At 56.6% G+C, this 26,483-nt stretch carries 23 protein-coding genes, 2 tRNA genes, 1 pseudogene and 1 riboswitch; all 26 genes and pseudogenes read right to left on the bottom strand.

What is annotated here, in order from left to right; translation table 11 throughout:
* Positions 1-38: 38 nt before the first annotated feature.
* On the bottom strand, positions 39-1,052 hold the full coding sequence (locus NTX17_06005) for a GHMP kinase (protein ID MCX5800923.1): 1,014 nt from the start codon (positions 1,050-1,052) through the stop codon (positions 39-41).
* Positions 1,049-1,744: a sugar phosphate nucleotidyltransferase gene (locus NTX17_06000; GenBank protein MCX5800922.1), complete on the bottom strand. Its 696-nt coding sequence runs from the start codon at positions 1,742-1,744 to the stop codon at positions 1,049-1,051. The genes NTX17_06005 and NTX17_06000 overlap by 4 nt, the downstream gene beginning before the upstream one ends.
* Positions 1,744-2,691 (bottom strand): glycosyltransferase family 2 protein, encoded by a 948-nt coding sequence (locus tag NTX17_05995; protein MCX5800921.1) that lies wholly within the window; start codon positions 2,689-2,691, stop codon positions 1,744-1,746. The genes NTX17_06000 and NTX17_05995 overlap by 1 nt, the downstream gene beginning before the upstream one ends.
* A gap of 40 nt (positions 2,692-2,731) precedes the next feature.
* The gene (locus tag NTX17_05990) at positions 2,732-4,972 is read right to left on the bottom strand and encodes a DUF2723 domain-containing protein (protein ID MCX5800920.1); all 2,241 of its coding nucleotides are present in this window, start codon (positions 4,970-4,972) and stop codon (positions 2,732-2,734) included.
* The gene (locus tag NTX17_05985) at positions 4,973-6,073 is read right to left on the bottom strand and encodes a lysylphosphatidylglycerol synthase transmembrane domain-containing protein (protein ID MCX5800919.1); all 1,101 of its coding nucleotides are present in this window, start codon (positions 6,071-6,073) and stop codon (positions 4,973-4,975) included. It lies immediately after the preceding gene.
* Positions 6,074-6,097: 24 nt separating this feature from the next.
* Complete coding sequence (locus tag NTX17_05980; protein ID MCX5800918.1) at positions 6,098-7,246, bottom strand: glycosyltransferase family 4 protein; 1,149 nt, start codon at positions 7,244-7,246, stop codon at positions 6,098-6,100.
* A gap of 9 nt (positions 7,247-7,255) precedes the next feature.
* Positions 7,256-8,026: a class I SAM-dependent methyltransferase gene (locus NTX17_05975; GenBank protein MCX5800917.1), complete on the bottom strand. Its 771-nt coding sequence runs from the start codon at positions 8,024-8,026 to the stop codon at positions 7,256-7,258.
* Between the two features lie 12 nt (positions 8,027-8,038).
* Positions 8,039-8,764 carry a metallophosphoesterase family protein gene (locus NTX17_05970; protein MCX5800916.1) on the bottom strand — a complete coding sequence of 242 codons (726 nt, stop codon included), beginning with the start codon at positions 8,762-8,764 and terminating at the stop codon, positions 8,039-8,041.
* The gene (gene nusB, locus NTX17_05965) at positions 8,761-9,210 is read right to left on the bottom strand and encodes a transcription antitermination factor NusB (protein ID MCX5800915.1); all 450 of its coding nucleotides are present in this window, start codon (positions 9,208-9,210) and stop codon (positions 8,761-8,763) included. The genes NTX17_05970 and nusB overlap by 4 nt, the downstream gene beginning before the upstream one ends.
* The gene (ribH, locus tag NTX17_05960) at positions 9,210-9,689 is read right to left on the bottom strand and encodes a 6,7-dimethyl-8-ribityllumazine synthase (protein ID MCX5800914.1); all 480 of its coding nucleotides are present in this window, start codon (positions 9,687-9,689) and stop codon (positions 9,210-9,212) included. Before ribH ends, nusB begins: the two co-directional genes overlap by 1 nt.
* A gap of 17 nt (positions 9,690-9,706) precedes the next feature.
* Positions 9,707-10,981: a bifunctional 3,4-dihydroxy-2-butanone-4-phosphate synthase/GTP cyclohydrolase II gene (locus NTX17_05955; protein MCX5800913.1), complete on the bottom strand. Its 1,275-nt coding sequence runs from the start codon at positions 10,979-10,981 to the stop codon at positions 9,707-9,709.
* Positions 10,981-11,640 carry a riboflavin synthase gene (locus tag NTX17_05950; protein ID MCX5800912.1) on the bottom strand — a complete coding sequence of 220 codons (660 nt, stop codon included), beginning with the start codon at positions 11,638-11,640 and terminating at the stop codon, positions 10,981-10,983. Before NTX17_05950 ends, NTX17_05955 begins: the two co-directional genes overlap by 1 nt.
* Before the next feature lie 69 nt (positions 11,641-11,709).
* Positions 11,710-12,936: a bifunctional diaminohydroxyphosphoribosylaminopyrimidine deaminase/5-amino-6-(5-phosphoribosylamino)uracil reductase RibD gene (ribD, locus tag NTX17_05945; protein MCX5800911.1), complete on the bottom strand. Its 1,227-nt coding sequence runs from the start codon at positions 12,934-12,936 to the stop codon at positions 11,710-11,712.
* Positions 12,937-12,985: 49 nt separating this feature from the next.
* Positions 12,986-13,157: riboswitch (FMN riboswitch) on the bottom strand.
* 41 nt (positions 13,158-13,198) lie between these two features.
* Positions 13,199-13,522 (bottom strand): DUF2007 domain-containing protein, encoded by a 324-nt coding sequence (locus tag NTX17_05940; protein ID MCX5800910.1) that lies wholly within the window; start codon positions 13,520-13,522, stop codon positions 13,199-13,201.
* A 16-nt stretch (positions 13,523-13,538) separates the two neighbouring features.
* Positions 13,539-14,621 carry a redox-regulated ATPase YchF gene (ychF, locus tag NTX17_05935; GenBank protein ID MCX5800909.1) on the bottom strand — a complete coding sequence of 361 codons (1,083 nt, stop codon included), beginning with the start codon at positions 14,619-14,621 and terminating at the stop codon, positions 13,539-13,541.
* A 40-nt stretch (positions 14,622-14,661) separates the two neighbouring features.
* On the bottom strand, positions 14,662-16,332 hold the full coding sequence (locus NTX17_05930; protein ID MCX5800908.1) for a transglutaminase: 1,671 nt from the start codon (positions 16,330-16,332) through the stop codon (positions 14,662-14,664).
* A gap of 62 nt (positions 16,333-16,394) precedes the next feature.
* A tRNA-Lys gene (locus NTX17_05925) sits at positions 16,395-16,467 on the bottom strand.
* Positions 16,468-16,479: 12 nt separating this feature from the next.
* Positions 16,480-17,829 (bottom strand): adenylosuccinate synthase, encoded by a 1,350-nt coding sequence (locus NTX17_05920; protein ID MCX5800907.1) that lies wholly within the window; start codon positions 17,827-17,829, stop codon positions 16,480-16,482.
* A 63-nt stretch (positions 17,830-17,892) separates the two neighbouring features.
* Positions 17,893-20,295: an endopeptidase La gene (gene lon / locus NTX17_05915; protein ID MCX5800906.1), complete on the bottom strand. Its 2,403-nt coding sequence runs from the start codon at positions 20,293-20,295 to the stop codon at positions 17,893-17,895.
* Positions 20,296-20,302: 7 nt separating this feature from the next.
* A complete protein-coding gene (gene clpX / locus NTX17_05910; protein MCX5800905.1) occupies positions 20,303-21,556 on the bottom strand; it encodes an ATP-dependent Clp protease ATP-binding subunit ClpX in 1,254 nt (417 codons plus the stop codon).
* A 17-nt stretch (positions 21,557-21,573) separates the two neighbouring features.
* A complete protein-coding gene (clpP, locus tag NTX17_05905; protein MCX5800904.1) occupies positions 21,574-22,158 on the bottom strand; it encodes an ATP-dependent Clp endopeptidase proteolytic subunit ClpP in 585 nt (194 codons plus the stop codon).
* Between the two features lies 1 nt (position 22,159).
* Positions 22,160-23,443, bottom strand: coding sequence for a trigger factor (gene tig / locus NTX17_05900; GenBank protein MCX5800903.1), 1,284 nt, complete (start codon positions 23,441-23,443; stop codon positions 22,160-22,162).
* 85 nt (positions 23,444-23,528) lie between these two features.
* Positions 23,529-23,613, bottom strand: a tRNA-Leu gene (locus tag NTX17_05895).
* A gap of 302 nt (positions 23,614-23,915) precedes the next feature.
* Positions 23,916-24,218: pseudogene (locus NTX17_05890) on the bottom strand (TlpA disulfide reductase family protein).
* Positions 24,219-24,233: 15 nt separating this feature from the next.
* On the bottom strand, positions 24,234-25,178 hold the full coding sequence (locus NTX17_05885) for a hypothetical protein (protein ID MCX5800902.1): 945 nt from the start codon (positions 25,176-25,178) through the stop codon (positions 24,234-24,236).
* A 35-nt stretch (positions 25,179-25,213) separates the two neighbouring features.
* Positions 25,214-26,482 (bottom strand): MFS transporter, encoded by a 1,269-nt coding sequence (locus NTX17_05880; protein ID MCX5800901.1) that lies wholly within the window; start codon positions 26,480-26,482, stop codon positions 25,214-25,216.
* Between the last annotated feature and the right edge of the window lies 1 nt (position 26,483).

Raw genomic sequence — 26,483 nt, 5'->3', positions numbered from 1 at the left:
TGCCACGCCGCGCCTTCCTGCTACGCTCTGTCATCTCACTAGACCTTCCACGTGTTGAGTCCTTTTGACTCAAAGCCGAACTCCACAATCTGGCCGCCGGCCTTCTCGAGCTTCTCGGCGACGATGTGCTTCTTGTCAAATCTACAAAGCGTTAGAAGGTAACCTCCGCCGCCCGCACCGAGTATCTTGCCCCCGATCGCCCCGTTCTTCCGCGCGACCGAATAGAGCTCGTCTATCTTGCTGCTCGTGATCTCTCGATCGAGTTTCTTTTTCTTGAGCCAGGCTTCGTGCAGGAGCTCCCCCAGGAGGTCGAGCTTGCCCAAGAGAAGGGCAGTCTTCATCTTCATGGTGTCGGCCTTGAGGCCGTCAAGGGCTCTGACTACGTCCTTGTTCTTCGATACGTAGGAATCGATCTGCCTCTTCAATATGCCCGCCGAGAGTCTGGTCTCGCCCGTGTAGCAAAGAAGCAACCTGTATTCGAGTTCGTTGAGTATTGACGACTTGATGCGGAGCGGGTTGACCACGGTGTAGTCCTTGCTGAATTCTATGAAATTGAACCCCCCGAAAGTCGCCGCATACTGATCTTGCCTCCCGCCGGCAATCTTCAAGTCGACACGCTCTATCCGGTAAGCGAGCTCGGCAATCTCGTAATCGGTGATGGGCTTGGACAGCCACTCCTTGAAGGCTCCTATGAGAGCCACGACGAGCGTTGAAGATGAGCCCAGTCCCGATCCCGGCGGAGCGTCGCTGTGGACGAACAAATCAAGCCCGGAGCGTTCCCCCTGGCTCTTGATCACGGCCTTGACAAGGTCAAGATTGCCGTCAAACTTGACTCGCTCCGAGTGCTCGTACTTGGCGACCACGTCGTAGTCGAGGGAAGTGATGGTAATCTTGGAGTCGGCCCGCGGAGACAGCGAAGCGTAGGCATACTTGTTTATCGTGGCGCTCAGGACGATCCCCCCGCGTTCTTCTGGATAAGGGGAAACGTCCGTGCCTCCGCCGCAGAAACTGATCCTCAACGGAGCCCTGCTTCTGTACATGGCTCGTTTCATTGCTTCCAACCCTTCTCTCTCATGAGCGAGTAGCTTTCAGGCGTGCCGATGTCGATAAAGGCACCGCGAGCAGGAAAAGCAAACAGACTCAGTCCGGAACGAAGAAGCTTCGGAAAAATCTCCTCTTCCAGAGAGACGCCCTGTCCGCCAGGTATGTGATCAAGAATTTCTCTTTCCATCAGGTAGAAACCGCAATTGATGAAGGCCGGACCGCCGCGCTCGGTCTTCTCTGCAAAACCCAGCACTTGCCCGCCCGCCCCCACTTCAATCGTACCCCTTGCAGCAGCGTCGGCCGTCTTGAAAAGAATCGTTCCGATGGCTCCGGCGCCCGCGTGGCCGCTTTCCATGTCTTTCAAGGAGAATTCTACAAGAGTATCCCCGTTCACGCAGAGAAACCGCCCGTCAATGAACGACGATGCATTCTTGATCGCCCCGGCAGTGCCCAAGGGTTTTCCCTCGCGAGAATACTCAATCGAGACTCCCAACCTGCCGCCGCCCCCCAACGTCCTCTGAATCAGATTCCCACCAGGACCCACGCACAAGACGAACTCTCGAACGCCCTCTGATTTCAGCAGTTCGATCTGATGCTCTATGAATGGTCTGCCTCGGACTTCCGCCAGGCATTTCGGCACCTTCCCGAGCACCGCCCTCAGTCTTCGACCCTCTCCACCCGCAAGGATAAGGGCTTTCATCACTCGACTTCCCTGCGGTCCGTCCCAAAACCCAACCGGGCCTTCAAGGCGTACTCCCTGCGTCTGCCGGTTCTCACAATCATCTCGCCCAGGAGTCCCATCGATATGAACTGGATTCCCAGTATGATCAGCACCACCGCAAACAGCAGAAGAGGTCTGACGCGCAAGGGCTGTCCCGTCGCCCACAGACCGGCGAAGTAGACGTTGATTCCCAGGCCGACGATGAGGAAGAAAAGACCCAGTCTCCCAAAAACGTGAAGTGGGTTGGATTCATGAGTGGTGAAGAACATCACGCTCAAGAGATCAAGAAAACCGTTGATGAAGCGGGCAACTCCAAACTTGCTCCTTCCGTACTTCCTGGGATGATGAAGGACGACCTTTTCGCCCACTCTACCCCCCTCCCAGTGAACCAGCACGGGAATGAAACGATGAAGCTCCCCATACAGGTCCAAACCGCGCGCCGTGTCTCCTCTGTAGACTTTCAGGCCGCAGTTGAAATCGTGTATCTTGATGCCGGTCGTGGATTTTACGATCAGGTTGAACACGCGCGATGGGAGAGTCTTCGACAAGGGATCTTTCCTGTCCTTCTTCCATCCCGACACGAGATCGTACCCCTCGTTGAGTTTCCCGACGAGACTGGGAATCTCGGCGGGGTCGTCCTGAAGGTCAGAATCCAGCGTGATCACCACACGTCCGGTAGACTCACCAAATCCGACCGAAAGAGCCGCAGACTTCCCGAAATTCCTCCTGAAGCTTAGGACGCGCACTTGCGTGTCCGCGGCCTGAAGCTCCTCCAGTACCTTGAGCGACTCATCGGTGCTTCCGTCGTCCACAAAGATAATCTCGTAGTCGTGTGTGGCGCTCCTCAAAGCCTCAGCGAGACGTCTGTGGAGCTCCCTCAGACTTTCTGCTTCGTTGAAGACAGGTACTACTGCCGAAATTTCCATCTCAATACCTCTTGGCAAGCAACGCCCGGCTTGAGAAAACCTACCGTCCCTCGAGATACCTCCTGACTTCCTCGTCACCGGGGTCGATCTGAAGCCAGGCACTCAGAACCGCTTTGCTCTCAGCGAATCTTCCCAGCCTCGCGTAAACGTCATGAAGCCCGGCGTAAGCGCTCCGAAATGTGGGATCCAGTTCGATGGCTCCCTTGTAGTCTTGAATGGCCGCATCCAGCTTTCCCATGGCGACATGTACTGCACCCAACCTGTAGCGTATCTCGGCATCAGCGGGGTATTGCTTGACGAGTTCCAAGTAGTGCCTCTCCCCCTTCTCCATCTGGCCGCTTTCAGCGTAGAACTGTCCCAACCAGCGCGCGGCGTCGACAAACATGGGAGAAACCTCGTGAGATCTCTCCAGCTCCTTCACGGCCATGTCCATTCGACCCGTCTGTCTATACCAGAACGCGAGAGTGAAGAAGGCCGCTCCGTAGTTCTGCACCAACCTTGACTCGTTAACGTCCTTGTAAAAGGACTCGTCTCGCCTGCCGTCGGGTTTGAGTATCCCACCCCAGTTGAAGACTTGATAGAGGTCGTGTTTCATCTTCGCTTCGTTGAGCCTCAAGCCATACGCCTCAGGTGTTATGCGAAAGACCAGACCTTCCAGAAGGAGTTGTTTCTCGAGACCCATCTGGTCGGGCACCGTCACGGCAAGGTAAACGGGCTTGCGCCATTTGTTCGCCGCGATTACGTTGTGCACCACGATCTCGTTGGTCTGCCAGACCTTCCCTGTACTGTCGCGGTAAGGGGAAAGACCGTCAATCTGGTAGTCGTCGAGCGTCATTGGTATCTTCGGCTCGTGGTCTCTCAGCTGCTTCACGTACCACGTAGTCCTCAGCAAACTGAGGTTTGCCACTCGCACGTCTTTCCTGACACCTTCGATTTCCTGTATGCACCACAAGGGAAACGTGTCGTTGTCTCCGTTGGTGAAAACTATGGCGTCCTTCTCCAGCGGCACGAGCATGTTGTAGGCAAAGTTCCTTGCGATAGTGTCGGTGCTCCGGTCGTGTGAAAAGTGAAAATGGAAATAGGGAAGCACGGAGGCCAGGATGAACAGGCAAGAAAAGGCAGAGACAGGCAGCACCTGGCTCTTGAAGCGCTCTTTGGTGACCTTTAGGAGTCTCACCAGGAGACCGGTCGCACCGAGACCCATCCATATTGTGAAGAAGTGATACGAAGCGACGTAGAAATAATCCCTTTCCCTGACTTCGTGGTCCGTGAAGTTGAGATAAATGATGAGACCGAGGCTGCATATGAGGAACACGGTCAAAAGGACGACGAAGGTCTTCTTGTTTGCGACCGCATGGAAGTAGGCCCCGACCACGCCCAGCAAAATCGGCAGGTAGCGGCCGAGAGTCTCGAGTCTTCCCCCCCACATGGTGAACTGATCCGAGAAATAGCCCCAGAACATCGTCGACTGGAAGCCGAAATCGGCTCTCCTCACAAATACGCTTCCCGGCTTATATTGGTCGCGCTTGAGAACGAGCCACAAATCGTGCCACGTCGTGGGGTCGTCCTCGTTGATGGCGGGGTAGAGACGGGAGCGAAGCAAGAGATAGAGATGGACGCTCACGCCCAGCACAAAAAGGACGCAGACGGCAGTGAGGAGCCTGGACTTGGTGACGGTGCGCCAGTCGACGAGAAGCACCATGACGAGGATGGCCGGCGCCACCAGGAGAGTCCCCAGGTGTATTCCCACGCTCAGGCTCAACAAGTAGGCTATTGCGAGCAGCATCTTGTCCGAGTGGTCCTTCCCCACGGAGTCCCACCATTTGAAACTCATCCACAGGGTCAGGAGCATGACAAAACTGCTCAACGAATACACCTCGGCCTCCGTGCTGTTCAGCCAGAAGGTATTCGAGAAGGCCATGAAGAAGCTCGCTACGATTCCGGCGAGCCACGCCTTCCATCCCTGAACCTTGAAGCTCATCTTTGCGAGTCTGACCGTGACGAGAAACGTGAAGAGCACGGCAAGAGCGCTCGATAGGGCGGAGAAGAAATTGACGCGAGTTGCCACGTTTGCAAAGGGAAGGAGAGTGAAGATACGCCCAAGCAGTACGTAGAGAGGAGTACCAGGCGGGTGTGGAATGCCAAGAATATAGCTCGTGGCGATGAATTCGCCGCTGTCCCAAAAAGGTATCGAGAGGGCCATGGTCTCAATGTAGGCGGCCATGACGATCGCAAAGATGATGAGTGCAGCGTACCAATCCCTCTTCGTCTCGGTGTACATCTAGCTCCTCCGGTCTATGCTATTGCTCGTCGGCGATTGTGGCGCGGCAGAGGCGTTGTGTCTCCTCAAAATCTCGAAGGGCGTTCTCAAGAGAAATATGACACCTCCGGTCAAGCTTATCGCAACTCCGATAAGATAGGTAATGAACTCTATCAAGAACGCCGGTCCCCTGGCAACGTGGGCGAGGCCAAACAAGACGACTCCAGCACCTTCCCTGACGCCCAGACCGTTTATCGAGATGGGCAGCGCGGAGAGGGCGGCAAGAACGGGGACGAACAGAAAGAAGTAGGACAGTGATATATTTATCCCCAGGGACCTCGCAACAAGATAGTGAACGTACACGCGCAGGAGCTGGATGCCGATTGCGAGGGAGAGCACGGCGACGAGAAGCGGCAATCGATCCCTGAACGAGTGAAGCTCGTCGAACAATTTGACCACGCGGCGCTCCAGGTCAAACGCCTTGACCCACTTGAACGGCTTCTCGAAAAGGGCGAGGATCCGTCGATTCAAGATGCTCAGCACGACGAGAAGACTTCCGAGAAAACCAAGCACAACGGTGAGGTAAAGCAAGAAAATCTTGAAATGATCCAGGGCGTAGAACGAGGCGACGACAGAAAGGAAGCTGATGGCAAGAAGGCCGATGACCCGGTCCATGAACGTGGCGATGAAAACGGCGCTCTTGTCCTTGCAATATCGTGAGGCGTCATAAATCCGGACGATGTCCCCGCCTATGTTTGCCGGCAGGAAATTGTTGAAGAAAAGACCCACGAAATAGAAGGACGCCACCCTGTAGAACGGTATGCGCACCCGCTGAGAGCTCAGAAGCATGCTCCAGAGCCAACTACCCAGAACATTGCTTACGAAGAAAAGCACGGCCGCCAGGATGAGCGGGTTTGCGCGTGCCTTCGATATGGTTTCGACCACGTTCGCGGGCTCTACTCTGTGAAGGATGTAGGCCAGGAGCGAAAGGCTGACGATTATCTTGGCCGCGACCATGATGTGCTTTATGTGGCGGCGCTTCGCCGGAGAGTCCTTTTTCTCGAGGCTCCCGTTGCACGCTTCGTTTGAATCGACTGACGTTGCGTCGTTGAGCTCGCTCATGGATACCCTTTGAGTCACTTGAGGTTACCCTGTCGGACCACAGGTTCTCGCCTCGGCCTCGCCAGCCTCGACGATCCGCTCAATCAGCCCTCCGGCTCTTCTTGCGCAACCTTCCCAGCTAAACCTGCCAGCCCACTCGACTGCCGCCCTTGACAGTCTCTCCCTTAGCTCGTCATTCACAAGTAGTTCTACCATTCTTTGCGCAAGTTGTTCCACGTTTCCGTGCTCCACCAGGATGCCGGTCTCTCCGTCCCTTATGGAGTCGACGAGCCCCGGGCTGCTGCTGGCGACGACCGGCACGCCGCAGGCATTGGCTTCCACGACCGTAAGACCCCACCCCTCCTTGGGAGACGGGTTGGCCACGACCGTGGCCTGGCACAGAAGCTTCACCTTTTCGTCCGGACTCACGTGCCCCCTGAACTCAACCGTCTCGCTCAAGCCGAGCGCCCGCGCAAGATCTTCGAGCTCGGATTTGTACGGTCCGTCCCCAACGACCACAAGTCGCGCACCGGGCACGGAATCCCTGACGTTGATCATGGCTCTAATGAGAAGGTGAACACATTTATACTTTCTAAGTCTCCCGAGATAAAGAACAAGTTTGGGATCTCGGGGCACGTCCATCTTTCTATAGAGGGTGTGGTCGAGACCACACTCGACGACGTCAATCTTGTCGGGCCGTACGCCCCTTTTGATGAGGTCGCGCTTGGTGCTTTCGGAGATCACCATGAACCTGACATTCCGGTACACGAACGGAATGAGTAGCTCATAGGAATATACATACATGGCGAAAGGAAAGCTAGCCTCTTGAAACACAGTTGTGCCGAAAAGGTGAGGCACGATGGCGAGAACAGGGGCCTTGACGAAGCAGGGAGTGTAGAATGGTATCTTGTTTATGTCTTCCAGGACGACGTCGAAATTCTCGCGCCTGAGCTCCCTCAAGTAGGCGAGGGGCAACGCAAGGTTTGCATTGAACCACCTTCCCCTTCTCAAGACTCGCACGCCGTCGATCTCCGTGGTCGGCGCGCAGCCCCTGAAGGAGCTGGACAGAAGAGTTACGGAATGGCCCTGCTTCACGAGCCAACGCAGGATTTCGTGAAGATGAACTTCGGCGCCGCCGGCCTCCGGATTCTCAATGTCTCGCCAATTGAAAGCAAGCACTCTGAGTCTCTTCAAGGGTGACCCTCATTCCTTTCTGGCGACCGTTCCGACGACGGCAAAAGTGTAGAACGCGAGGCGCTTCTTGCGAAACCAATTCCTGAACCTGTCCGTCAGGCCCGAGAGCAGCGGCACCGGCCTCGGATACTTCGGAAGTCTGGCAACACCCAACTGCCTGAGCACGTACCTGAATCCTCTGTAGAAGAACCCGGGCACCATCCAATCTCCATACGAAGACTTCACTCTGAATCCCCTGGACGCGATCAGTCTTTCGAGGGAACCGACGGTAAATTCCGTCTCCCAGCCGGCAAACCACTTCCCGAAGAAAATGAGAAAGTGCTTGACGAGCGTATATATGTGATATCTCTGGGGAACGTCCACTAGAATGACGCCCCCGGTCTTGAGAACCCTTCTGTTCTCGTCAAGAAGGCCGGAGGGATCTCGGAAATGCTCCATGAGGCCCTGGTGAAACAGGGCGTCAAAACAAGCGTCTTTGAAAGGCATGCCGGTAGCATCGCCGCGCACCAGGTGCACCTCCACACCGGCGGCCGACGCTTCTCTCCTAACAACCGCGAGAGAGCTCTCGGCGTAGTCAATCACGAAAACCGCACCGCCCAGGTGGACCAATCTCACGCTGTCCCTCCCGGAACCGGCCCCCACCTCGAGGACTCTCTGTCCCTTGATTGGGCAAGAGGACACGAGCTGGTTAACGATTCTGTCTTCGTTTGAGTAGAGCTCGTCCGCGTCCGCGTGGACTTCCCAGTATCTCTCCCAGACGTCTCTCGTAGATTCTCTCATAGGGTCGAACGCTCACTCCCCGACCAGAAGCCTTTCGGCAAGAAATCTAGGCAACCCGGCCTTCAGGATCTTCTCGTACGCAAGCCGGCGATCGTACTCGACTCTGCGGAATTCTACAATCCCCTCGGGCAAGTCCAGCGTTGCAAAAGACGCTGCGGGAACGTGATCCCTGGGCTGTCCGACGCTTCCCACGTTCACTATGTACCTCTTGTCCTGTTCGAGCTTGAGTGGTTCGGGCAACACTGCCTTGCAGGAACGCCCTTCCTTGACAAAAAAGAGGGGAAAGTGGGAATGCCCGATGAAGCAGACTCTTTCGTCAAAACATCTAAACTCGTACGAAGCTTCGGTCGGTTCAAAAATGTAATTCCAACCACCGGGCTCCGAAGGGTTCGCATGCACCAGGCGGGCTCCGTCTATGGAAGCCGTGTAGGGAAGATTCTTCAGAAATTCCGCGCACTCGGGCTTCAATACTTCCTTTGTCCAGATGATCGCGGCCCGGGCATGAGTATTGAACCACTCGACGCTCGTCCCATCCGTGGCCGCTTGATCGTGGTTACCCAGCACGGCCACGCCGGCTCGGTCTCGGATGATCTCCGTGCACTCGTTTGGGTTTGCCCCGTAGCCTACCGTGTCTCCGAGACAGACGATTCTGTCCGCGGTCAAGGAGTCTATCTCCTTCAGCACGGCCTCCAGAGCCTCGAGGTTTGCGTGAACGTCAGAGATGATCGCGTATCTCATGCTTGCGTGAGTCCGTCCTTTGTTCCTCTCTCCAGAAGCTCCTCGGCCCTGTACCTTCTGGCCACGGTGTCCAGTATTCCGTTCACAAAACGTCCCGAGCCTTCGTCGCCGTATTTCTTGGCCAACTCGATCGCCTCGTCAATTGCCACTCGAGCCGGAACCTCACGAATGTAAAGAAGCTCGGAAACCGCGATCCTCAGGATGTTTCTGTCCGTCACCGCCATTCTTTCAAGTCGCCAGTGCATGGACACGTCCGAAATGACGCCGTCTATTTCCGTCTTGTGAGTCCCTATTTGGTCTGCAAGGAGGGAAACGTACTTCGACACCTCAGCCGACGGCTTCAGTTCCTTGAAGACTTGAGACAGCGTCGCTTCAAGCTCGAAGCCTCCTATCTCGGCCTGGTAGAGAATCCTGAACGTGATCTCTCGTGCCTCTCTCCGTTTCATCAGCCGCAGATCTCAAAAAGATTCGCCATTTCGATGGCGGAAATTGCCGCGTCCCAGCCTTTGTTCCCCGCCTTCGTGCCTGCGCGCTCGATGGCCTGTTCAAGATTGTCTGCGGTAATTACACCAAGAATTACCGGGATTCCCGTGTCCAGCGAAACCGAGGCCACCCCCTTTGCCACCTCGGAGGCCACAAACTCGAAGTGCGGCGTGTCACCCCTTATGACGGCACCGAGGGCCAGAATGGCATGATATCGATCTCGCTCCCTCTTTCCCGCAAGACGCTTCGCAAGAGAAGGAATCTCAAAACTGCCCGGCACGTAGTAAATGTCCACCGCCTTCTCGTCGCAGCCGTGCCTCTGGAGACAATCCATCGCGCCCTCGAGAAGCTTCTGCGAAATGAACTCGTTGAAACGGCTCACGATCAAAGCGAACCTCTTCCCGCTTGCGTCAAGATTACCCTTGAATACTCTCGGTGTCATTTCTCCTCCTTCCACGTTCAGTCGCAGCGATTCGTGCTCCCTGATGAAGCCTGACCCCCATCGAGTCCCAGTATGTGGCCAAGCTTGTCCCTCTTTGTGGCAAGATAATTTCTGTTGGCGGCATGAACGCCGACCTCGATGGGTACCCTTTCCGTGATCTTGAGTCCGTACGCTTCCAGCCCTACGACCTTCTTCGGGTTGTTTGTGAGGAGTCTGATCTCTCTCAACCCCAGATCCGCAAGAATCTGTGCGCCTATTCCGTAGTCCCTCAGGTCGGCAGGAAACCCCAATCTCAGGTTTGCCTCAACCGTGTCGGCGCCCTGGTCCTGAAGCTCGTAAGCCTTGAGTTTGTTCGCAAGACCTATTCCCCTGCCTTCCTGTCTCATGTAGAGAAAGACGCCCCGCCCCTCCTTCTGAATCATCTCGAGAGCCCTCTCCATCTGTTCCCCGCAGTCACAGCGAAGAGAGTGAAACACATCGCCCGTGAGACACTGCGAATGGACCCGCACCAGAACACTCCCTCCGCTCGACACGTCACCCTTTACCAGAGCGACATGATGTTCGAGGTCGGGACTGCTTTCGTAAAGAATGAGGTCAAACTCCCCGACCTGAGTGGGCAGCTTAGTCCTCGCCACGGCCGTCACCAGTTTCTCCGTCTGTCGACGGTATTCGATGAGGTCCCTGATAGTCACAATTCTCACCCTAAACTGTTCGGCCATTCTGACGAGCTGAGGAAGCCGCGCCATCTGACCGTCTTCGTCCATTATTTCGCAAAGGACACCGGCCTCGTACATGCCCGAGAGCCTCATCAAGTCCACAACGGCCTCCGTGTGACCCGCCCTGCGAAGCACGCCCCCCTCGGCGGCCCTCAGAGGAAAAATGTGACCCGGCCTTGCCAGGTCCTCCGGTCTAGTCTCGGGATCGATGAGAGCGCGGACCGTCTGCGCTCTGTCGAAGGCGGAGATGCCGGTAGTAGTATTGGCGACCGCGTCTACGGACACGGTGAAGGGCGTTCCCATCTTCGCAGTGTTGGCGGCAACCATGGGCCCCAGACCCAGTTCGTCCAACCGCTGGGCAGTCATGGGGACGCATATCAGACCTCTCGCATGCTTTGCCAGTAAGTTGATGGCGTCCGGAGTCACCTTTTCCGCGGCGACCACGAGGTCACCCTCGTTCTCCCTGTCCTCGTCGTCCACGACGATGAGCATCCTACCGGCCCTGATGTCCCCGATGGCTTCCGAGATTGCTGCAAAGCTGCTTGACCTTGCCTCGGCATCGGTCTTCCACTCCATCACAACCACTTCTCCTTCAAGAAATCCAGCGTGAGACCCTTCTCGAAAGAACGTCCTCGACGCCCTCCATTATCGACGAGAAGACTCTCCAGGTATCTGGCGATCACGTCCACCTCGACGTTCACTTTTCTCCCCGACGTGTAGCTCCCGACGATCGTGGACTTGAGCGTGAAGGGAATGAGAGAAACTTCAACGCTTCTCCCGGAAAGTCCGCTGATCGTGAGACTGACCCCGTCGAGTGCCATCGAACCCTTGAGAGCGAAGTAACGCACAAGCTCGGAGGGAATCTCTATGTTCATTGTCTTCCCCGCGCCGGTCTGCCTGATACCGGTCACCTCACCTACGCCGTCCACGTGACCCAGGACCAGATGGCCCGACAGTCTGTCGCCGAGCTTGAGAGACCTTTCGAGATTCACGCGGTCGCCGGACTTGAGAAACACGAGATTGGTTTTTTCGAGAGTCTCGGCCACGACTTCGACCGAGAAGGCACGCTCTGACATCAGACTCGCCACGGTCAGGCAGGCGCCGTTCACGCTGACGCTTTCGCCCGCCTTGGTGTCCTGCGCGACGCCTGGGGCTTCTATGGTGACCGAAAAGCCTCCTGCGCTTCTTTGAATGGAGCTGACGCTCCCAATTACCTCGATGATACCAGTGAACATTCGTTCTCCCTCACGCAGTCTGTCCGGCGCCGCTGCACGCTAGGAGTGCGCCGCGCCTCCGACGATTCCTCACAGGTAACCCTCCACCAGTATGTCGGTCCCCAATCTTCTCACGCGCAGTTCCTTCAGCCCGAGGCCCCGGGTGACGCTTCGAATACCCAGCTCCTTCGGCCAAGAGACGCGCTGGGTTCCGCCCAGTATCTTGGGGGCGATGGCGACGTAGACCTTGTCTACAAGTTTTCCCTTCAAGAAAGAGGTTATCACGTCGCTACCGCCTTCGACCAGAATGCTCTGGATGGAGCGACCGGCGGCCTCGGAGAGAAAACTCTCGAGATTCACCCTTCCCTTCTTCCCAGGCAGGGTCCACACCTCGATTCCCCTTGACTCGAGGGCTTCAACTCTCGTCTTCGCTACACCCTCGACCGAAACTACGATCACCCTTTCGTTCCCGTCGCGCTTGAGCATCTTTGAAGAAACGGGCGTCCTGAGGCGCGAATCCAGAACGATTCTGTGAGGGTTGCGGCCTCTCACGTTTCTGACCGTGAGCTTGGGGTTGTCCGCGAGGACGGTACCCACCCCCACAAGAACTGCATCATACCTGGCGCGAAGAGCGTGAGCAAACTCTATCTCTTCCTCAGAGCCGAGACCACGCGATTGGCCGCTTGAAGTGGCGATCCGTCCGTCAAGACTCTCGCACACCTTGACGGCCACAAACGGACGTTTCTCGGTCACCCATTTGATGTAGGCTTCGTTGAGCTTGCCGGCCTCTTCAGCGAGAAGGCCCACGTTCACCTTGACCTTCTGCTGCCTCAGAAACCTGAACCCCTTGCCCCTCACTCTCGGGTCGGGGTCGACGATGCTCGCGAAGACTCCGCTTATCCCAGCTTCTACTATCTTCGTGACACAGGGAGGGGTGCGACCGTAGTGGCAGCAGGGTTCGAGGGTAACGAAAAGCGCGCTCCCCTTGGCCAGTTTCCCCGCCTTCTCTATGGCCACCACCTCCGCGTGAGGTCCTCCCGGGTAACGGTGACATCCGGTCCCGACCACCTTGCCGGCGCGCACCACGACCGCTCCCACCATGGGGTTGGGCGAGGTTTTCCCGCGTCCTCCGGAGGCCAGCCTGAGAGCCAGCCTCATGAATTCTTCAAGTTGTGCCGGACTCGATGTCGCGTCCGGATGCCTCACGTTTGTCATGTCGAGACCGCAGGGCGCCTGGATCTTCCGGCCAGGCCTGCACGTAGAAACGAGCTCCGCGCTTTCAAACGAAAAAACCGCAGGCAAAGACCTGCGGGGCAAAGCAAACTCACTTCGTTCTTGTCAGAATTCGTTTCTGCCAAAATCGACGCTTATCCTTCTTCCATCCAGACTCTCACTGTCGGCTCCGGAGCCACCCCGGATCTGCACCAGAACGAGCTCGATCGCCCAGGGCCATTCTTGGCCTGACGATCGCCTGTTTCGTTCCTCGGCTCGCGGGCTTTACCGCCGGTGGGGACTCTCACCCCGCCCCGAAGGATCTGCCTCTAACGTACTACAGACTAGCAAATCCGATCCACGCCTGTCAAGACAATCGTGTCTCGCCTTCCTCGTCGTCGCCGGTCACCTGCTCGGAGTCTCCCGTCCCTTGCTCAGACGCCTCCCCCGCTTTCAGAAACTCGGCGACAAGTTCCTTGGCCCGTTCTCGATCCTCACCCCTCACAAAGACCTTACCCCAGTAGCCCCTCCCGGCCTTGGCTATGCTGTCGTAGCAGACGATCTGATCGCAGCGGATGGTGGCGTCTATGCCTTCTGATTCGAGCATGTCCTTGATCATCGTGGCCAAGAGTTCATCCGGAGCCACGAATGCCTCGACCAGATCGCTTTTTTCGTATCTGTCGTCCTTCATGGAATGTTCCTCGCCATCATGGGTTGAATCGTATGGTCAGCACGTCCCCGTCCTTGACCTCGTAGCTTCTTCCTTCGACCCTGAGGAGCCCCTTTTCCCTTGCTTTCGCAATCGAGCCGCAAGAAACCAGATCGTCAAGAGCTATGACCTCGGCCTTTATGAAGCCCTTTTCGAGATCAGTGTGAATCTCACCCGCGGCTCTGGCAGCGGGTGTCCCCTTTGCGATGGGCCAGGCTGTGAGCTCCGAGTGGACCGTCGTATAGAACGTGATGAGGCCCAAGAGCTGATAAGAGGCCCTTATTACCTTCAAAGACGCCGGTTCGGAGAGTCCCGCGAGTTCCATGAGTTCGGCAGCGTCCTGTGGAGGTGCACTCGCAATCTCCATCTCGAGCCTTCCGCAAAGCGACACAACTCCGCGCTTCTTGCCCGTCCAGGTTCCCGCCGTTTCTACAAACTTGGTCTCGTCCACCTCTTCGCCAACGTTCACGACCACCAGCAGGGGCTTGAGAGAGAGAAACTGAAACCCTCTCAAGAGCTTCTCTTCCTCTTGTGTGAATTCAACCTCCCGCAACGGCGTTTCTTCAAGCAGATACTTGCGGCACTTTTCGAGTATCTCGGGCTCGCCCTTCTCTTCCGGTTTTTTTCCGACGGACGCAAGCTTGACGACTTTTTCCAGACGCTTTTCTACGGCAAGCAGGTCCGCGATGATGAACTCTTCTTCCAGCGCCTTCACGTCTCTCGAGCCGTCGATACTGCCAAGAGGATGAGGAACGCTTCCGTCCAAGAATGCTCTCGTCACGTGGAGTAACGCGTCCGTCTGGCGCACGGGCGCAAGGAATTGTACGGCCGCGTCGGTCTTTCTCGCCGCTCCCTGCTCTATTCCTACCACGTCCACGTACTCTATTTTCGCCCTCGTTGTCTTGGTCGGGCGAAGAATCTTCGAGAGAATGTCCACCCTCTCGTCGGGCACCTCCACCACGCCCACGTGGACCTCTTCCCTCGCGGCCGAGAAAATGCCGGTGCGAGCCGTGCCGCGAGTGAGCGCATTGAAGACCGTGCTCTTGCCGCTCAAAGGTAGTCCCACAAGTCCGATTCTCAAGACAGTTTCACCCCAATTGCCAACAGCGTTATTCTATGTACTATTTCGGTTTACAGGCTTTTCCTGATAATTCACTGGAAGTGCCCGAGGCCTCGCCGGCGAGCTCCCACAGAGCGAAGGCTTCTTCCTTCACGTCACACTTTCCCCTGTACGAAAACCGCGAGCTGTAATTGTAATCCCAACCCAAATACCTCGAGTCGCCGCCGCCGTGCGTCGTGACAAAATACTTGTTCCCTAACATCCCGAAGGCCCTGCCCTGATTAGAAGGGACGGGGCTGTCTCCCCCGCTCGGATCGATTGGAATCCAGCCGTAGTTGGGTAGGTAGACCTCGCACCATCTGTGGAAGACATCATCCATGGATGCGTCGTCTCCCCGCACCACGACGCTCCCTTCGTAACGAGCCGGCAGTCCTGCCGCACGGCAAAGGGCTATGTAAAGGAACGAATATTCTGAACAGGAGCCCGTTCCGCGTTTCACGAGAGTCTCAGCGATGTCCCATCCGCCTGCCCTCTCGTATTCAACGTGGTCCTGCACCCACTTGCAGATCTTCCGAGCGATCCAGTAAGGGTTCTTCTCCTCGCCGACTATCTCCTTCGCCGTCTCAGCGATCAGAGGTTGGTAAATGCGATAGCGACTCCCGTCCGCGGTGTAGGCCTTTCGGATTGATAGAGGCACGCCCCCAAGACCACCCACCTTGTCGGGGAAGATGCAGAACCTTCGAACGCCGATCGAGGCCCTCACGGTGTAGCTTGTCTCTTTCGTCTCTCCCGGCTTCAGGTCGCGAGACTCATAGACGGCGACCTTCTGTCCCCATTCGTCGATGTCGAACTTGTTTGGTTCGGATTGGAAGCGAACGGGGCCGAGGAGCTTTTGTCCGGGGATTGAGTCCTCCGGTATGGCAAGGAAGACCTCCGCAGTCGTAACGACGCCGGGGCCGAGATTCGTGAACCGGTGAACAAACGTCATCTGCCTGTCGGTGGCATCCGTCGTGTAGACGTCCTCACCGTCGTCATAGTTCAGTTTGTAGAGCAGATCATTCTGAAAGTCCACGTTCCACAGAAATTTCCCGTCAAAGACCAGGCCCGTGGGATAAGGACCGGGTGAACGCACTACCATGATGACGGTGCCGTCGAGAGAGCTCAACATGTAGAGCTCATCTCTCACCCTGTCGGCCGCCCAGAGATACTTTCCGTCCCACGTGAGTCCTTCCGTATCGCCCGCGGGTGCGGGGAAATAGTCAAGTGTTGTCCCGTCAGAAGGATTCAATTTGTAGATCGTGTCGCTCCCCCTGTCGGCAACCCAGAGATTCTCCCCGTCCCACGCCAGGGCAGACGGTGCCGACTGAGGGGCGGGATAGCTCTTGACGACTATGCCTGTGGCGAGGTCCAGTCTGTAAATCAGCGCTGAGGTGGCGTCGCAGACGAACAAGCACCCGTCCGCATAGACTATGTCCTCAGGTCTCGCGCACGGCAGTTCGACCGACTCCAGAACTTCTCCGTCGGAGGGGTCGACTTTGAAGGCCTTGGCCTCTTTCCAGTCAGAAACCCAGAGGTGCCCGCCGTCCCAAGCCAAACCGGTTGCGTAGCCGCACGGCGCCGGCAGTTCCTGAGAAACTTGACCGGTAAAAGCAGCGGCAGGCAACGGAGAGAAGGAAGCGGCCAACATCACGGAAACGATCGACAAGACGATTCCGTGCAGAAATGTCTTCATGCCTGACCTCCTCGTCGTGTGGAAACGTTTTAAGAGAGGGGCGGCCTTGGCCGCCCCCAATGTGACCCGTGCTGGAATCGAACCAGCGACTCCCTGCTTAAAAGGCAGGTGCTCTACCGCCTGAGCTAACGGGCCTTGTCCAACGCTCTAGTTGCAGAGTACCATTTCTTCCCTCGCAGAACCAACTGAAACGCCGGCGATTCCGACGCCGGTGAGTTCCTCTATTCGTCTCACGTAACTCAAGGCCTCGACCGGCAACTCCTCCTTCCGTCTGGCGCCCTTGACGGGCCGTCGCCAGCCCGGAAGAATCTCATAAACGGGTTCGACCTTGAACATCGCCTCAAGACTGGCGGGGAACTCGCTGAGCACGCTACCTTCGTAGCGATATCCCGTACAGATCTTGAGTTCACTTTGTCCGTCAAGAACGTCGAGTTTTGTGAGGTACAGCCTGGACGCACCGTTGACGAGGACGGAGTGTCTCACGACGACCGCGTCGAACCAACCGCACCTGCGGGGCCTTCCAGTCGTCGCTCCGTACTCGGCTCCAGCCTCCCTCAGTGTCTCAGACGCCTCGGGAGACAGCTCGGTCGGGAAAGGACCGTTCCCCACCCTTGTGGTGTAGGCTTTTGCGGCTCCAACAACCTCGTCGATTCTAGTCGGACCCACTCCCGTCCCCGTACACGCCCCTCCCGCGGACGCACTTGAGGACGAGACGTAGGGGTAACTACCGTGGTCAACGTCAAGAAGAGTACCCTGCGCCCCCTCGAACAAAACAGTCTTCCTTTCATCGAGGGCACGGTTGACCTCTCGCGAAACGTCCGTCGCCATGGGTCGAATCTTCTCACCCAAGGCGACGTATCTTTCGAACACTTCCGAGGGCTCTTCGACACAGCGTTCGTCCAGGAAGTCACCCGCCGCCAAACGGGCCCGCGATCCGGAGGCTGCGACGACGTTGACCTCGTTGTGCGCAACCAGTTGCTCCGCGAATGCCCTCGCCTGTTGGGCAAGCACCGCTATCTTGTCGCGCAGGACACGACGATCAAAGAGATCGCAAATCCGTACGCCGACTCTGGCGGCCTTGTCTCTGTAAGCAGGTCCGATTCCCCTTCCTGCGGTGCCGATTCTTCTCTCGCCGAGTATTTCCTCCAACACCTTTTCAGAGAGCCTGTGGTAAGGCATGATTACGTGGGAGGAAAGACTCACAAAGAGCCTGTCCCGAACTTGGATACCCTGGTTCTCGAGCGAAGATATCTCGCGGAAAAGGGCTTCGGGATCGATCACCACTCCATTCCCGATGTAACAAGTTTTCCCGGGCCTCAGGATGCCGCACGGCACAAGATGGAGCACGTATTCCTTGTCCCCGATCACAACTGTGTGGCCGGCGTTCGCCCCGCCCTGGTATCGAACCACTACGGAGGCTCCCTCAGAAAGGATGTCGACGACCTTACCCTTGCCCTCGTCTCCCCACTGCATACCGACCAGGACAACGGCGGGCATTGCGCACTCCTTTCAGAGAGTCCGGAAGAGTCAAGCAGGGCAGCTCTGCGACGCGCTCAACGTTCAGTGGGCCGGGGAGGCTTCGTCCTGGCGAGATTCTTTGGCCAAGTAAAGCTTGCCTCTCTCCATGTCCAGGGCGAGTTGCAACACCTCGTCCATCGTCTCAACGCCCACTATGTTCAGGCTGTTTCGAACCTCGGCCGGAAGCTCCGTCAACTCGCGCTCGTTCAGCTTGGGAATAAGCACGGTCTCTATACCGGCGCGCCTCGCAGCAACCAATTTCTCGTTGAGACCACCCACGGGCAGCACGTTGCCCCGCAGAGTAATCTCTCCCGTCATGGCGACGTCCTTGCGCGTCGGAACCCCCGTTAGAGCGGAAACAAGAGCGACGGCCATCGTAATTCCTGCCGAAGGTCCATCCTTGGGCATGGCACCCTCGGGAACATGAACGTGCACGTCCACTTCTTTGTAGAAGCCCCTGTCAAGACCGAGGACCGTGGCCCTCGAACGCGCGTAGCTCAGGGCGGCCTGACCGCTCTCTCTCATTGTCTCGCCGAGCTTGCCCGTGAGAAGGAGTTCACCCTTGCCGGGCAGCACGCTCACTTCAACCGTGAGCACGTCGCCGCCGGCTTCGGTCCAAGCGAGCCCGGTCGCAATACCGGTCCGGGCTTTCTGCTCCACCACGCTGTCCATGTACTTCGGCACGCCAAGAAACTCCTGGAGCCTCTTGCCGGTAACGACCACTTTCCTCTTCGCCTTCCCCGCCGCCTTTCGTTTGGCCACCTTCCTGCACACGGAAGCGATTTCTCTCTCCAGACTCCTCACACCCGCTTCGCGCGTGTACTCGTTTATCATTGTGCGCAGCGCGCCCGAGGTGAAGCTGCAATCGGAATCGCGCAGACCGTTTGCGGCAAGCTGCTTGGGGACAAGGAAACCCTTGGCTATTTCCGCCTTCTCGTACTCAAGGTAGCCGGGCAGTCTCAATATTTCCATCCTGTCCTGCAAGGCAGGCGGTATCGTGTGAAGCACGTTCGCAGTCGTTATGAACATCGTCTGCGAGAGATCGAACTCCACTTCAAGATAGTGATCTGTGAACGTGCAATTCTGCTCGGGATCCAGAACTTCGAGCAGCGCGGAAGCGGGATCGCCCCTGAAATCAACGCCGAGCTTGTCCACCTCGTCCAGCAGAAAGACGGGGTTCATCGAGCCAGCCCTTTTTATGGACTGAACGATGCGCCCCGGAAGCGAACCGATGTACGTCCGTCTGTGCCCGCGTATCTCCGCCTCGTCCCGGACACCGCCCAACGACATTCTGACGAACTTCCTTCCCAGGGCTCTCGCGATGGACTTCCCAAGAGACGTCTTCCCGACCCCCGGAGGACCGACAAAGCATATGATCGGACCCTTGAGCGAACCTGTAAGCTTGAGGACGGCGATGTACTCCAGTATGCGCTCCTTCACCTTCTTAAGCCCGTAATGGTCTTCGTTGAGCACATCCTCGACGGCCTTCATGTCCGGGTTGTCGTCGGTTCTCTTTGCCCAGGGCAACGCAACAAGCCAGTCGATGTAGTTGCGCACGACGGTTGCCTCCGGTGACATGAAGGACATCTTGCTCAGCCTGTCTAACTCCTTCATGGCCTTCTCGTTCACTTCCTTGGGCATCTTGGCTTTCTTTATCTGCTGGGCGAGTTCTTCGAGCTCGTTTGAAAACTCGTTCTGATATCCCAACTCTTTGCGAATGGCCTTGAGTTGCTCGTTGAGATAGAACTCCTTCTGGTTCTTGTGCACCTGGCTGCGAACCTGTCCCTCGATCTTACGCTCGAGTTTGAGGATCTCGAGCTCAGAAGTGAGCACGCGGCACAGAGCCTTGAGCCGCTCGGACACATCTTCTATCTCGAGGAGCTCCTGCTTCGCGCTGACCTTGAGGAAGAGATGCGCGGCCACCGTGTGAGCCAGACAGGTGGCGTCAGTCATGTTGCTGACGGTCATGAATATCTCATCGGAGATGCGCCTGCTGAGCCGCACGTATTCGCCAAAAGAGCTCACCACGCTTCTCATCAGAGCCTCTGTCTGTGGCGAACTCTGGCTCTCCTCCTTCATGAGGACGATGTTTACGTAGTACATTTCCTTTCCTATGTGGAAACGGCGCACCCTGCCCCGACAGATTCCCTCTGCGAGTACTCTCATCGTGCCGTTGGGATGTCTCGACAGTTGAAGGATCCTGACGACGGTTCCCACCCTGTAGAGTTCGTCCCTCGTGGGATCCGCGATTTCCGGCCGCTTCTGCGTGGCAACGAACACCATCCTGTCGCTGGCGACGGCTTCCTCTATGGCGTTCACCGATGGAACCCTTCCCACGAGGAGCGGAATCGTCATGTAGGGGAATATAACGACGTCCCTCAGCGGAAGAAGTGGTAGCTTGTCGTCGATCTCGAAGACTTCGTCACCGCGCTTTATTACCAGCATTTGTCGTTCACGCCTCCTTCTTTTTTCTCTCGCCTCTGAACGTCAGGAGGGCGGGCGTCTTGTCAAGAATCATTTCTTTGGTGATTGTACAGGCCACGACGTCGGTGCGCGAGGGAAGGTCGTACATCACGTCCAGCATGGATTCCTCGAGCACGGCCCTGAGACCCCTGGCGCCTGTTTTGCGCTTCATCGCTAGCTTCGCGACTGCTCGCAACCCATCTTCGGTGAACTCGAGCCTTATGCCCTCCATGTCAAAGAATCTCTGATACTGTTTCACGAGAGCGTTTCTCGGCCGCGTCAGTATTTCGACGAGCGAATCCTGGTCGAGCTCGTGGAAAGGAGCAACGATCGGAAGTCTGCCCACGAGCTCGGGTATGAGACCGAACCTCAGCAAGTCCTCAGGTTCTATGAGCGACAGGATCTCCCCGTAGCTTTTCTGGGACTTGCTCTTTATCTCGGCTCCGAAGCCCATGACCTTACGCCCTATTCTCTTCTCAATTATCTTCTCAAGCCCTTCGAAAGCGCCCCCGCAGATGAAGAGTATTTCCTTGGTGTCGACCTCGATGTATTTCTGCTGCGGGTGTTTTCTGCCCCCCTGGGGAGGCACGTTTGCAACGGTTCCCTCCAGAATCTTGAGAAGCGCCTGCTGCACTCCCTCTCCGGAAACGTCCCTCGTGATGGAGGGATTGTCACTCTTCCTCGCGATCTTGTCTATCTCGTCTATGTAGACAATCCCGTGCTGGGCGTTCATCAGATTAAAATCGGCGGCCTGGAGAAGCCGCACGAGAATATTCTCGACGTCTTCGCCGACGTAGCCTGCCTCAGTCAGACACGTGGCGTCAACGATCGCAAACGGCACCCTGAGAAAGCTGGCCAGGGTTCTCGCGAGCAATGTCTTGCCCGTCCCCGTCGGCCCCACCAGCAATATGTTGCTCTTCTCGATTTCGACGTCGTGAGAAGTGGAAGGGTTGAAAATACGCTTGTAGTGATTGTAAACTGCGACGGAGAGTATCTTCTTGGCCAACTCCTGCCCTATCACATATTCGTCGAGAACCTTCTTTATATCGGCCGGCTTGGAAAGGCTCTCTTTCTGAAGGGGCTGTTTTTCTTCGAGCTCGCCCTCAAGAATGTCGCTGCAAAGCTTGACGCATTCGCTGCAAATGTAGACGGAAGGACCCGAGACCAGCCGCGTGACTTCGTCCTGTCCCCTGCCGCAGAATGAGCAACGAATCGGATGCGGAGAAGCGGCCCTCTTCTTCATGACTGCCTACTTCCTTCCTACGCTCTCTTAACAATCACATCGTCAACAAGGCCATACGTCTTAGCCTCTTCGCCCGACATGAAGAAATTCCTGTCGGTGTCCTTCCTTATTCTTTCTATGGGCTGACCCGTGTGCTTCGACAGAATTTCGTTGACCTGCTCCCGAAGCGTCAAGATTTCCTTGGTGTAAATCTCGAGGTCGGACGCCTGCCCCTGGCTGCCCCCCGCGGGCTGGTGAATCATGATCCTGGAGTGCGGGAGAGCCGAGCGCTTTCCCTTTGTACCCGCAGCCAGAAGCACCGCCCCCATGCTGGACGCCTGCCCCATACAGATAGTGACGACGGCGGGCTTGATGAATTGCATCGTGTCGTATATCGCAAGACCCGCAGAAACCAGCCCTCCGGGGCTGTGTATGTAGAGATGTATATCCTTGTCCGGATCGTCTGCCTCGAGAAAGAGCATCTGGGCTATGACCAGATTCGCCACAACGTCGTCTATCACGGAACCCATGAAGACGATCCTGTCCTTGAGAAGTCTCGAGAATATGTCGTATGCCCTTTCCCCTCTTCCAGTCTGTTCAACTACGATCGGTACAAGAGACATTTCAATTACCCTCCGGTTTCGGCAGTGGTTGCTTCACGATCTTCACGTTCGCTTGAGAAACGAGAGAATCGATCACCCTTCTCTCCAACAGATTGTCCCTGAGCCGGCCTAGCTCCGTCTCACCCTGCAGGCGCTCCTTGACCTCCTCCGGTTTCAACTGCTGGTACGCGGCGATTCGCGCGATCTCGTCATCCACGTCCTTATCGGTCACCTGAATGCTCTCTTGTTTGGCCACCTGCTGGATTACTATCAGCCGTTTGATGAAGCGCATGATCGAAGGCTTGAGCTCCTCCCGGAGCTTGGCGTCGTCTTTCGGAGAAACGTCGGGATCCTGCTTTTCGAGAATGTGTCCGAGCATGCGTTCAACCATCGATTCGGGCAGATCAAAGGTATTCATGGAGGAAAGCTCGTCGAAGAGACTGGATTCAAGCAACTCCTGCGAACGCATTATGGCCTTCCCGTCGAGCTCGAGCTTTACCCTCGCGCGCAGCTCTTCGAGACCGCCTGTCGCGCCAAGCCTCTTCGAGAATTCGTCGTCAAGAACCGCCTCCTTGCGTTCCTTTATTTCCTTCACCTTGATCCTGAAGGAGATCGAGCTTCCTGCAAGCTTCTTGTCGGAGTGGCTCGCAGGCAGATTCGCCCTTACTTTCTTTTCGTCACCGGCCACGGCTCCCTCGAGAGCCTTCTCGATTTCGTCGAGAAGCGTGTGCGAACCCAGCACCACGGCGTAGCTCTGAACTTTCGACGACTCCTGGGCGCCCTCCGTCTTGCCTAGCCTTTCGTAGTCAATGACAACGAGGTCGCCTTCTCTGGCCTCCCTGGCTATTGCGACGAACTCGGGATTGCTTTTTCTCACTTCCTCCAGCGCCCTCTCCATGTCGTCGTCACTTATCTCGAACTCTATTTTCTCCAGCCCGAGCCCCTTGTAGCCGGAGACCTCTACCTGCGGTTTCACTTCAAACGTGGCCGTGAAGGTGAGCGCCTGGCCGCGCTTGAAGCTGATGTCGTCGAAACTGGGGTCACAGATCGGCTCAAGCTGCGCTTCGCGAAGTGCCTCCTCGTACGCGCGAGGGACAACTCTCTTCAAGAACTCTACGTCCAACCCGCTTCCCAACTGAGCCTCAACCAATCCCAGAGGCGCCCGCCCCTTTCGAAAGCCGGGGATTTCGAGTCTGTTCCTGAACTCCTTGACAACCTCCTCCATCTCCTTGCTCACCCGTTCAGGAGGAATCTCAATCTTGAGAGTACGTTTCCAGAGTGTCCCTTCTTCCACTTGAACCTTCATCAGACCTCCTTCTTGAGTAACGCAATACAACCTCGGGAAATCCCGGCCTCAAGGAACCGAAGTCCCAAGGACGCAACTCGCGAGTTGGTGCGAGAGGGGGGATTTGAACCCCCATGAGTCTCCTCACTGGATCCTAAGTCCAGCGCGTCTGCCAGTTCCGCCACTCTCGCGGGCGTGCTTCCTCTTACTTAAGTATAACACATCAGTATAACACATCGAATCCGAAAAGCAATACGGTGCCGAGAGGCAAGGAAGACGGCCTAACCGACAGTCGAGCAACAAGGTAGCGCGCACCGGGGTACGGGGAGGTTCGCAGGGCTCGCGCCTCGCGACGGCCCACCGGACGCGCGACGGCCCGCCCGTTGCATGACCCGAGAACGAGAGAGGGGTCTGCCTTACTACGGCAAACCCCTCCAGTGGCCTCGCCGGGTCGCAAGCCAAGGCCGAGCCTCGAAGGCATCTTGTGGCCGACTTACGCTGGACCCGCCAACAAGCCTTGAATCTCCTTCTTGAGAATCTCCTCCATGCCGTCGGAGTAGCCCACATGCCTAAAGGCCACAAAGCCGTCGCCGTTGATTATCAGCGTCGTGGGTGTCCCTCTCACTTTGTAGAGCTTCCTTCCAACGGACCTGTTGTCAAGAAGCACCGGGAAACTCACGCCGGTATCGCTCACTACCTTGATAGTTCTTTTCTTCTGATTGGAGACGTCAACAGAGACGACGGCGAATTGAGCGGACGGGAACTCTTTGGCGAGCTCCTCGAGTCGCGGAAACTCCGCGACGCAAGGTCCTCAAGTAGGCTGCATGAAATTGAGCAGAACAACCTTGCCCTTGTAGCCCGAAAGGGTCTTGATCAGGCCCTGCGTGTCACGGAGCGCGAATTGAGGAGCAGGGCTCAGTCTCTGCTCTCTCCGTGATTTGATGTCCCTGTCCAGGTCGGCGGTGGAACGGCTCGTCGCGGTGTAGAGGCTGTCAAGCTTGTCTCGAACGTCGTCGTACTGTCCTCTCGCCATCAAATCCAGATATGTTGCTATTGCATCCTCTACCTTACCGGCCGCGAGATACGCTTCGCCCAGATGCTGCACCGTGGACTCATCCACGTCTTCGCCTGCCGATTTGACCGCGTTCTTGAGTGCGTCTGTGGCTTCGGCAATCCTGCCCGCCTTCATATAGGCCCATCCGAGACCTTCGTAAGCGTAGGCCTTGGTAGCCTCGTCCTTCGCGAGACCAACTGCCTTCTTGCCGAGCTCTATCGCCAACTCCAGCTGTTCGCCCGCCTCGGCCAGAGCATATCCCATGTCGCTGTAAATGGAGCTGTCCTTGAGATTGAACGCCAGCGCTTCCTTCGCGATTGCGAGCGCGCTGTCCGCCTTGCCGACCTCTCGCCAGAACATAAACAGCGAAGGATAGATGGGTCCCTTTCCTTCCAGTGTTTCGCCGGACGCAAGGATTTCTCTTGCGTAGGAGAGGGCCTTCGTCGTGTCTTTAAGGTCGCTCAAATACGCGTCGAACACGTAGACGTGAGCGTAGCCCCTGTACTTGCCTTTCGGATGCGCCTTGAGAAACGACACGAGATTCACAATTCTCTTGCCCGGTTCGACCTCCTCCCTCGCGGTTCTGAGGGCTTCCTTCTCCCTTTTCTCAGCCATCTTCGGAAACTTGGGAATTGCGACCACGAAGATTGCGACGATCACCGCCACCAGCACCCAGGCGACAATCTTGACGTTACGGCTCATTCAGACCACTCCTTTCGTCTTGTTTAGATACCCCGCTACTCCTCTGTCAGCCCTCTCGACGTTTGCCTTACGACAATCACGACCGCCAGAAGCGCAACGCCGACAAAGGTCAACGTTTTCGCCTTGTCCAGATTCTCTGCCAGGAGACCGATGAGGACGCTCGAAATAAGAAACCCTCCGTTGAGAATCGCGTCACGCGCGCTGAAAACTCTTCCACGAAATTGCTGCGGCACGGACTTCTGAAGCAACGTGTCGAGACAAATCAGCACCGGTGACAGCGCCACACCGGAAATACACGCCAGTGTGTTCATCCACACGAGGCTCTTCACTCTGGCGAAAACCACGATCAGAGCGGCAAACACTGCGAGTCCCCAAAGGACAATGCGTCTCTGTGTGGTGACGTGCCCGAATCTACCGGTTATCACCGAGCCAAGTATCATGCCCACGCCGAGCGAGCCGATCAATGTGCCGAGCCCCTCTATTCCCTTACCCAACACTTCCTTCACCAAGACAATAACGAGAACGTAGAGGCTGCCTCCCGCAAGAGCCATCGCGATTGCGCTCGAGAAAACAAACACGGTGGGCTTGTGTGAGAAAGCAAACTTTATTCCCTCCCACACTTCCAAGAAAAGCTTCTTGGACTCCCTCAAAAAAACCTGGAATCCACCCAACCGGGGAGTCGGAATAGAGGACACGATTTCCTCTTCCGGGCGCGCCGCAGGATGATAAGTCACGAGAAGCAACATCGCCGCCGAGAAAACGTAGGAAATGGAATCGAGATAGAAGCTTGTTCTCCAGCCGAAGTAGCCCACTATCATTCCGCCCGCAACGGCGCCGATCACCGTCGAAGCTCTCGCCGTGAAGGTTGTGACCGAACCCGCCATCAGTATCTTTCTCTTCGCTATCACGCTGGGAACGAGAGCGTTCTTTGCCGGCGAGTAGAACAGGCCCGCAGAGAAGACAAGAAACACGACGGCGAAGATGACGTTGGATGAGGGAATGAAGGGTATGAGGAGAACCAACGACCCTCTCATCAGGTCGCAGAAGAAGAGAACTTTCTTCTTGTTCCATCTGTCGATGAAAACGCCGGATATGGGACCGAACACGAGGCCGGGGAGCGTGACAAAGATCATGAGCTTTGAGAACTTGAACGTGGAGCCGGGCATCATCTCCGAGACAAGCGCGATGAGGGCCATGTGGTTGAGCCTGTCACCGAACTGGGAGACTGTCTGCCCGATGCTCAGAGCCAGGAAGCTTCTGACCCGCAGTACACTGCCAAGACTGATTCGTACACGAACTCCCAAT

It is taken from the genome of Candidatus Eisenbacteria bacterium (assembly GCA_026388185.1).
Lineage (GTDB): Bacteria > Eisenbacteria > RBG-16-71-46 > JAFGJU01 > JAFGJU01 > JAPLKG01.
The sequence above is the reverse complement of the archived record's forward strand: the minus strand, read 5'-3'. Positions and strand labels throughout refer to the sequence as shown.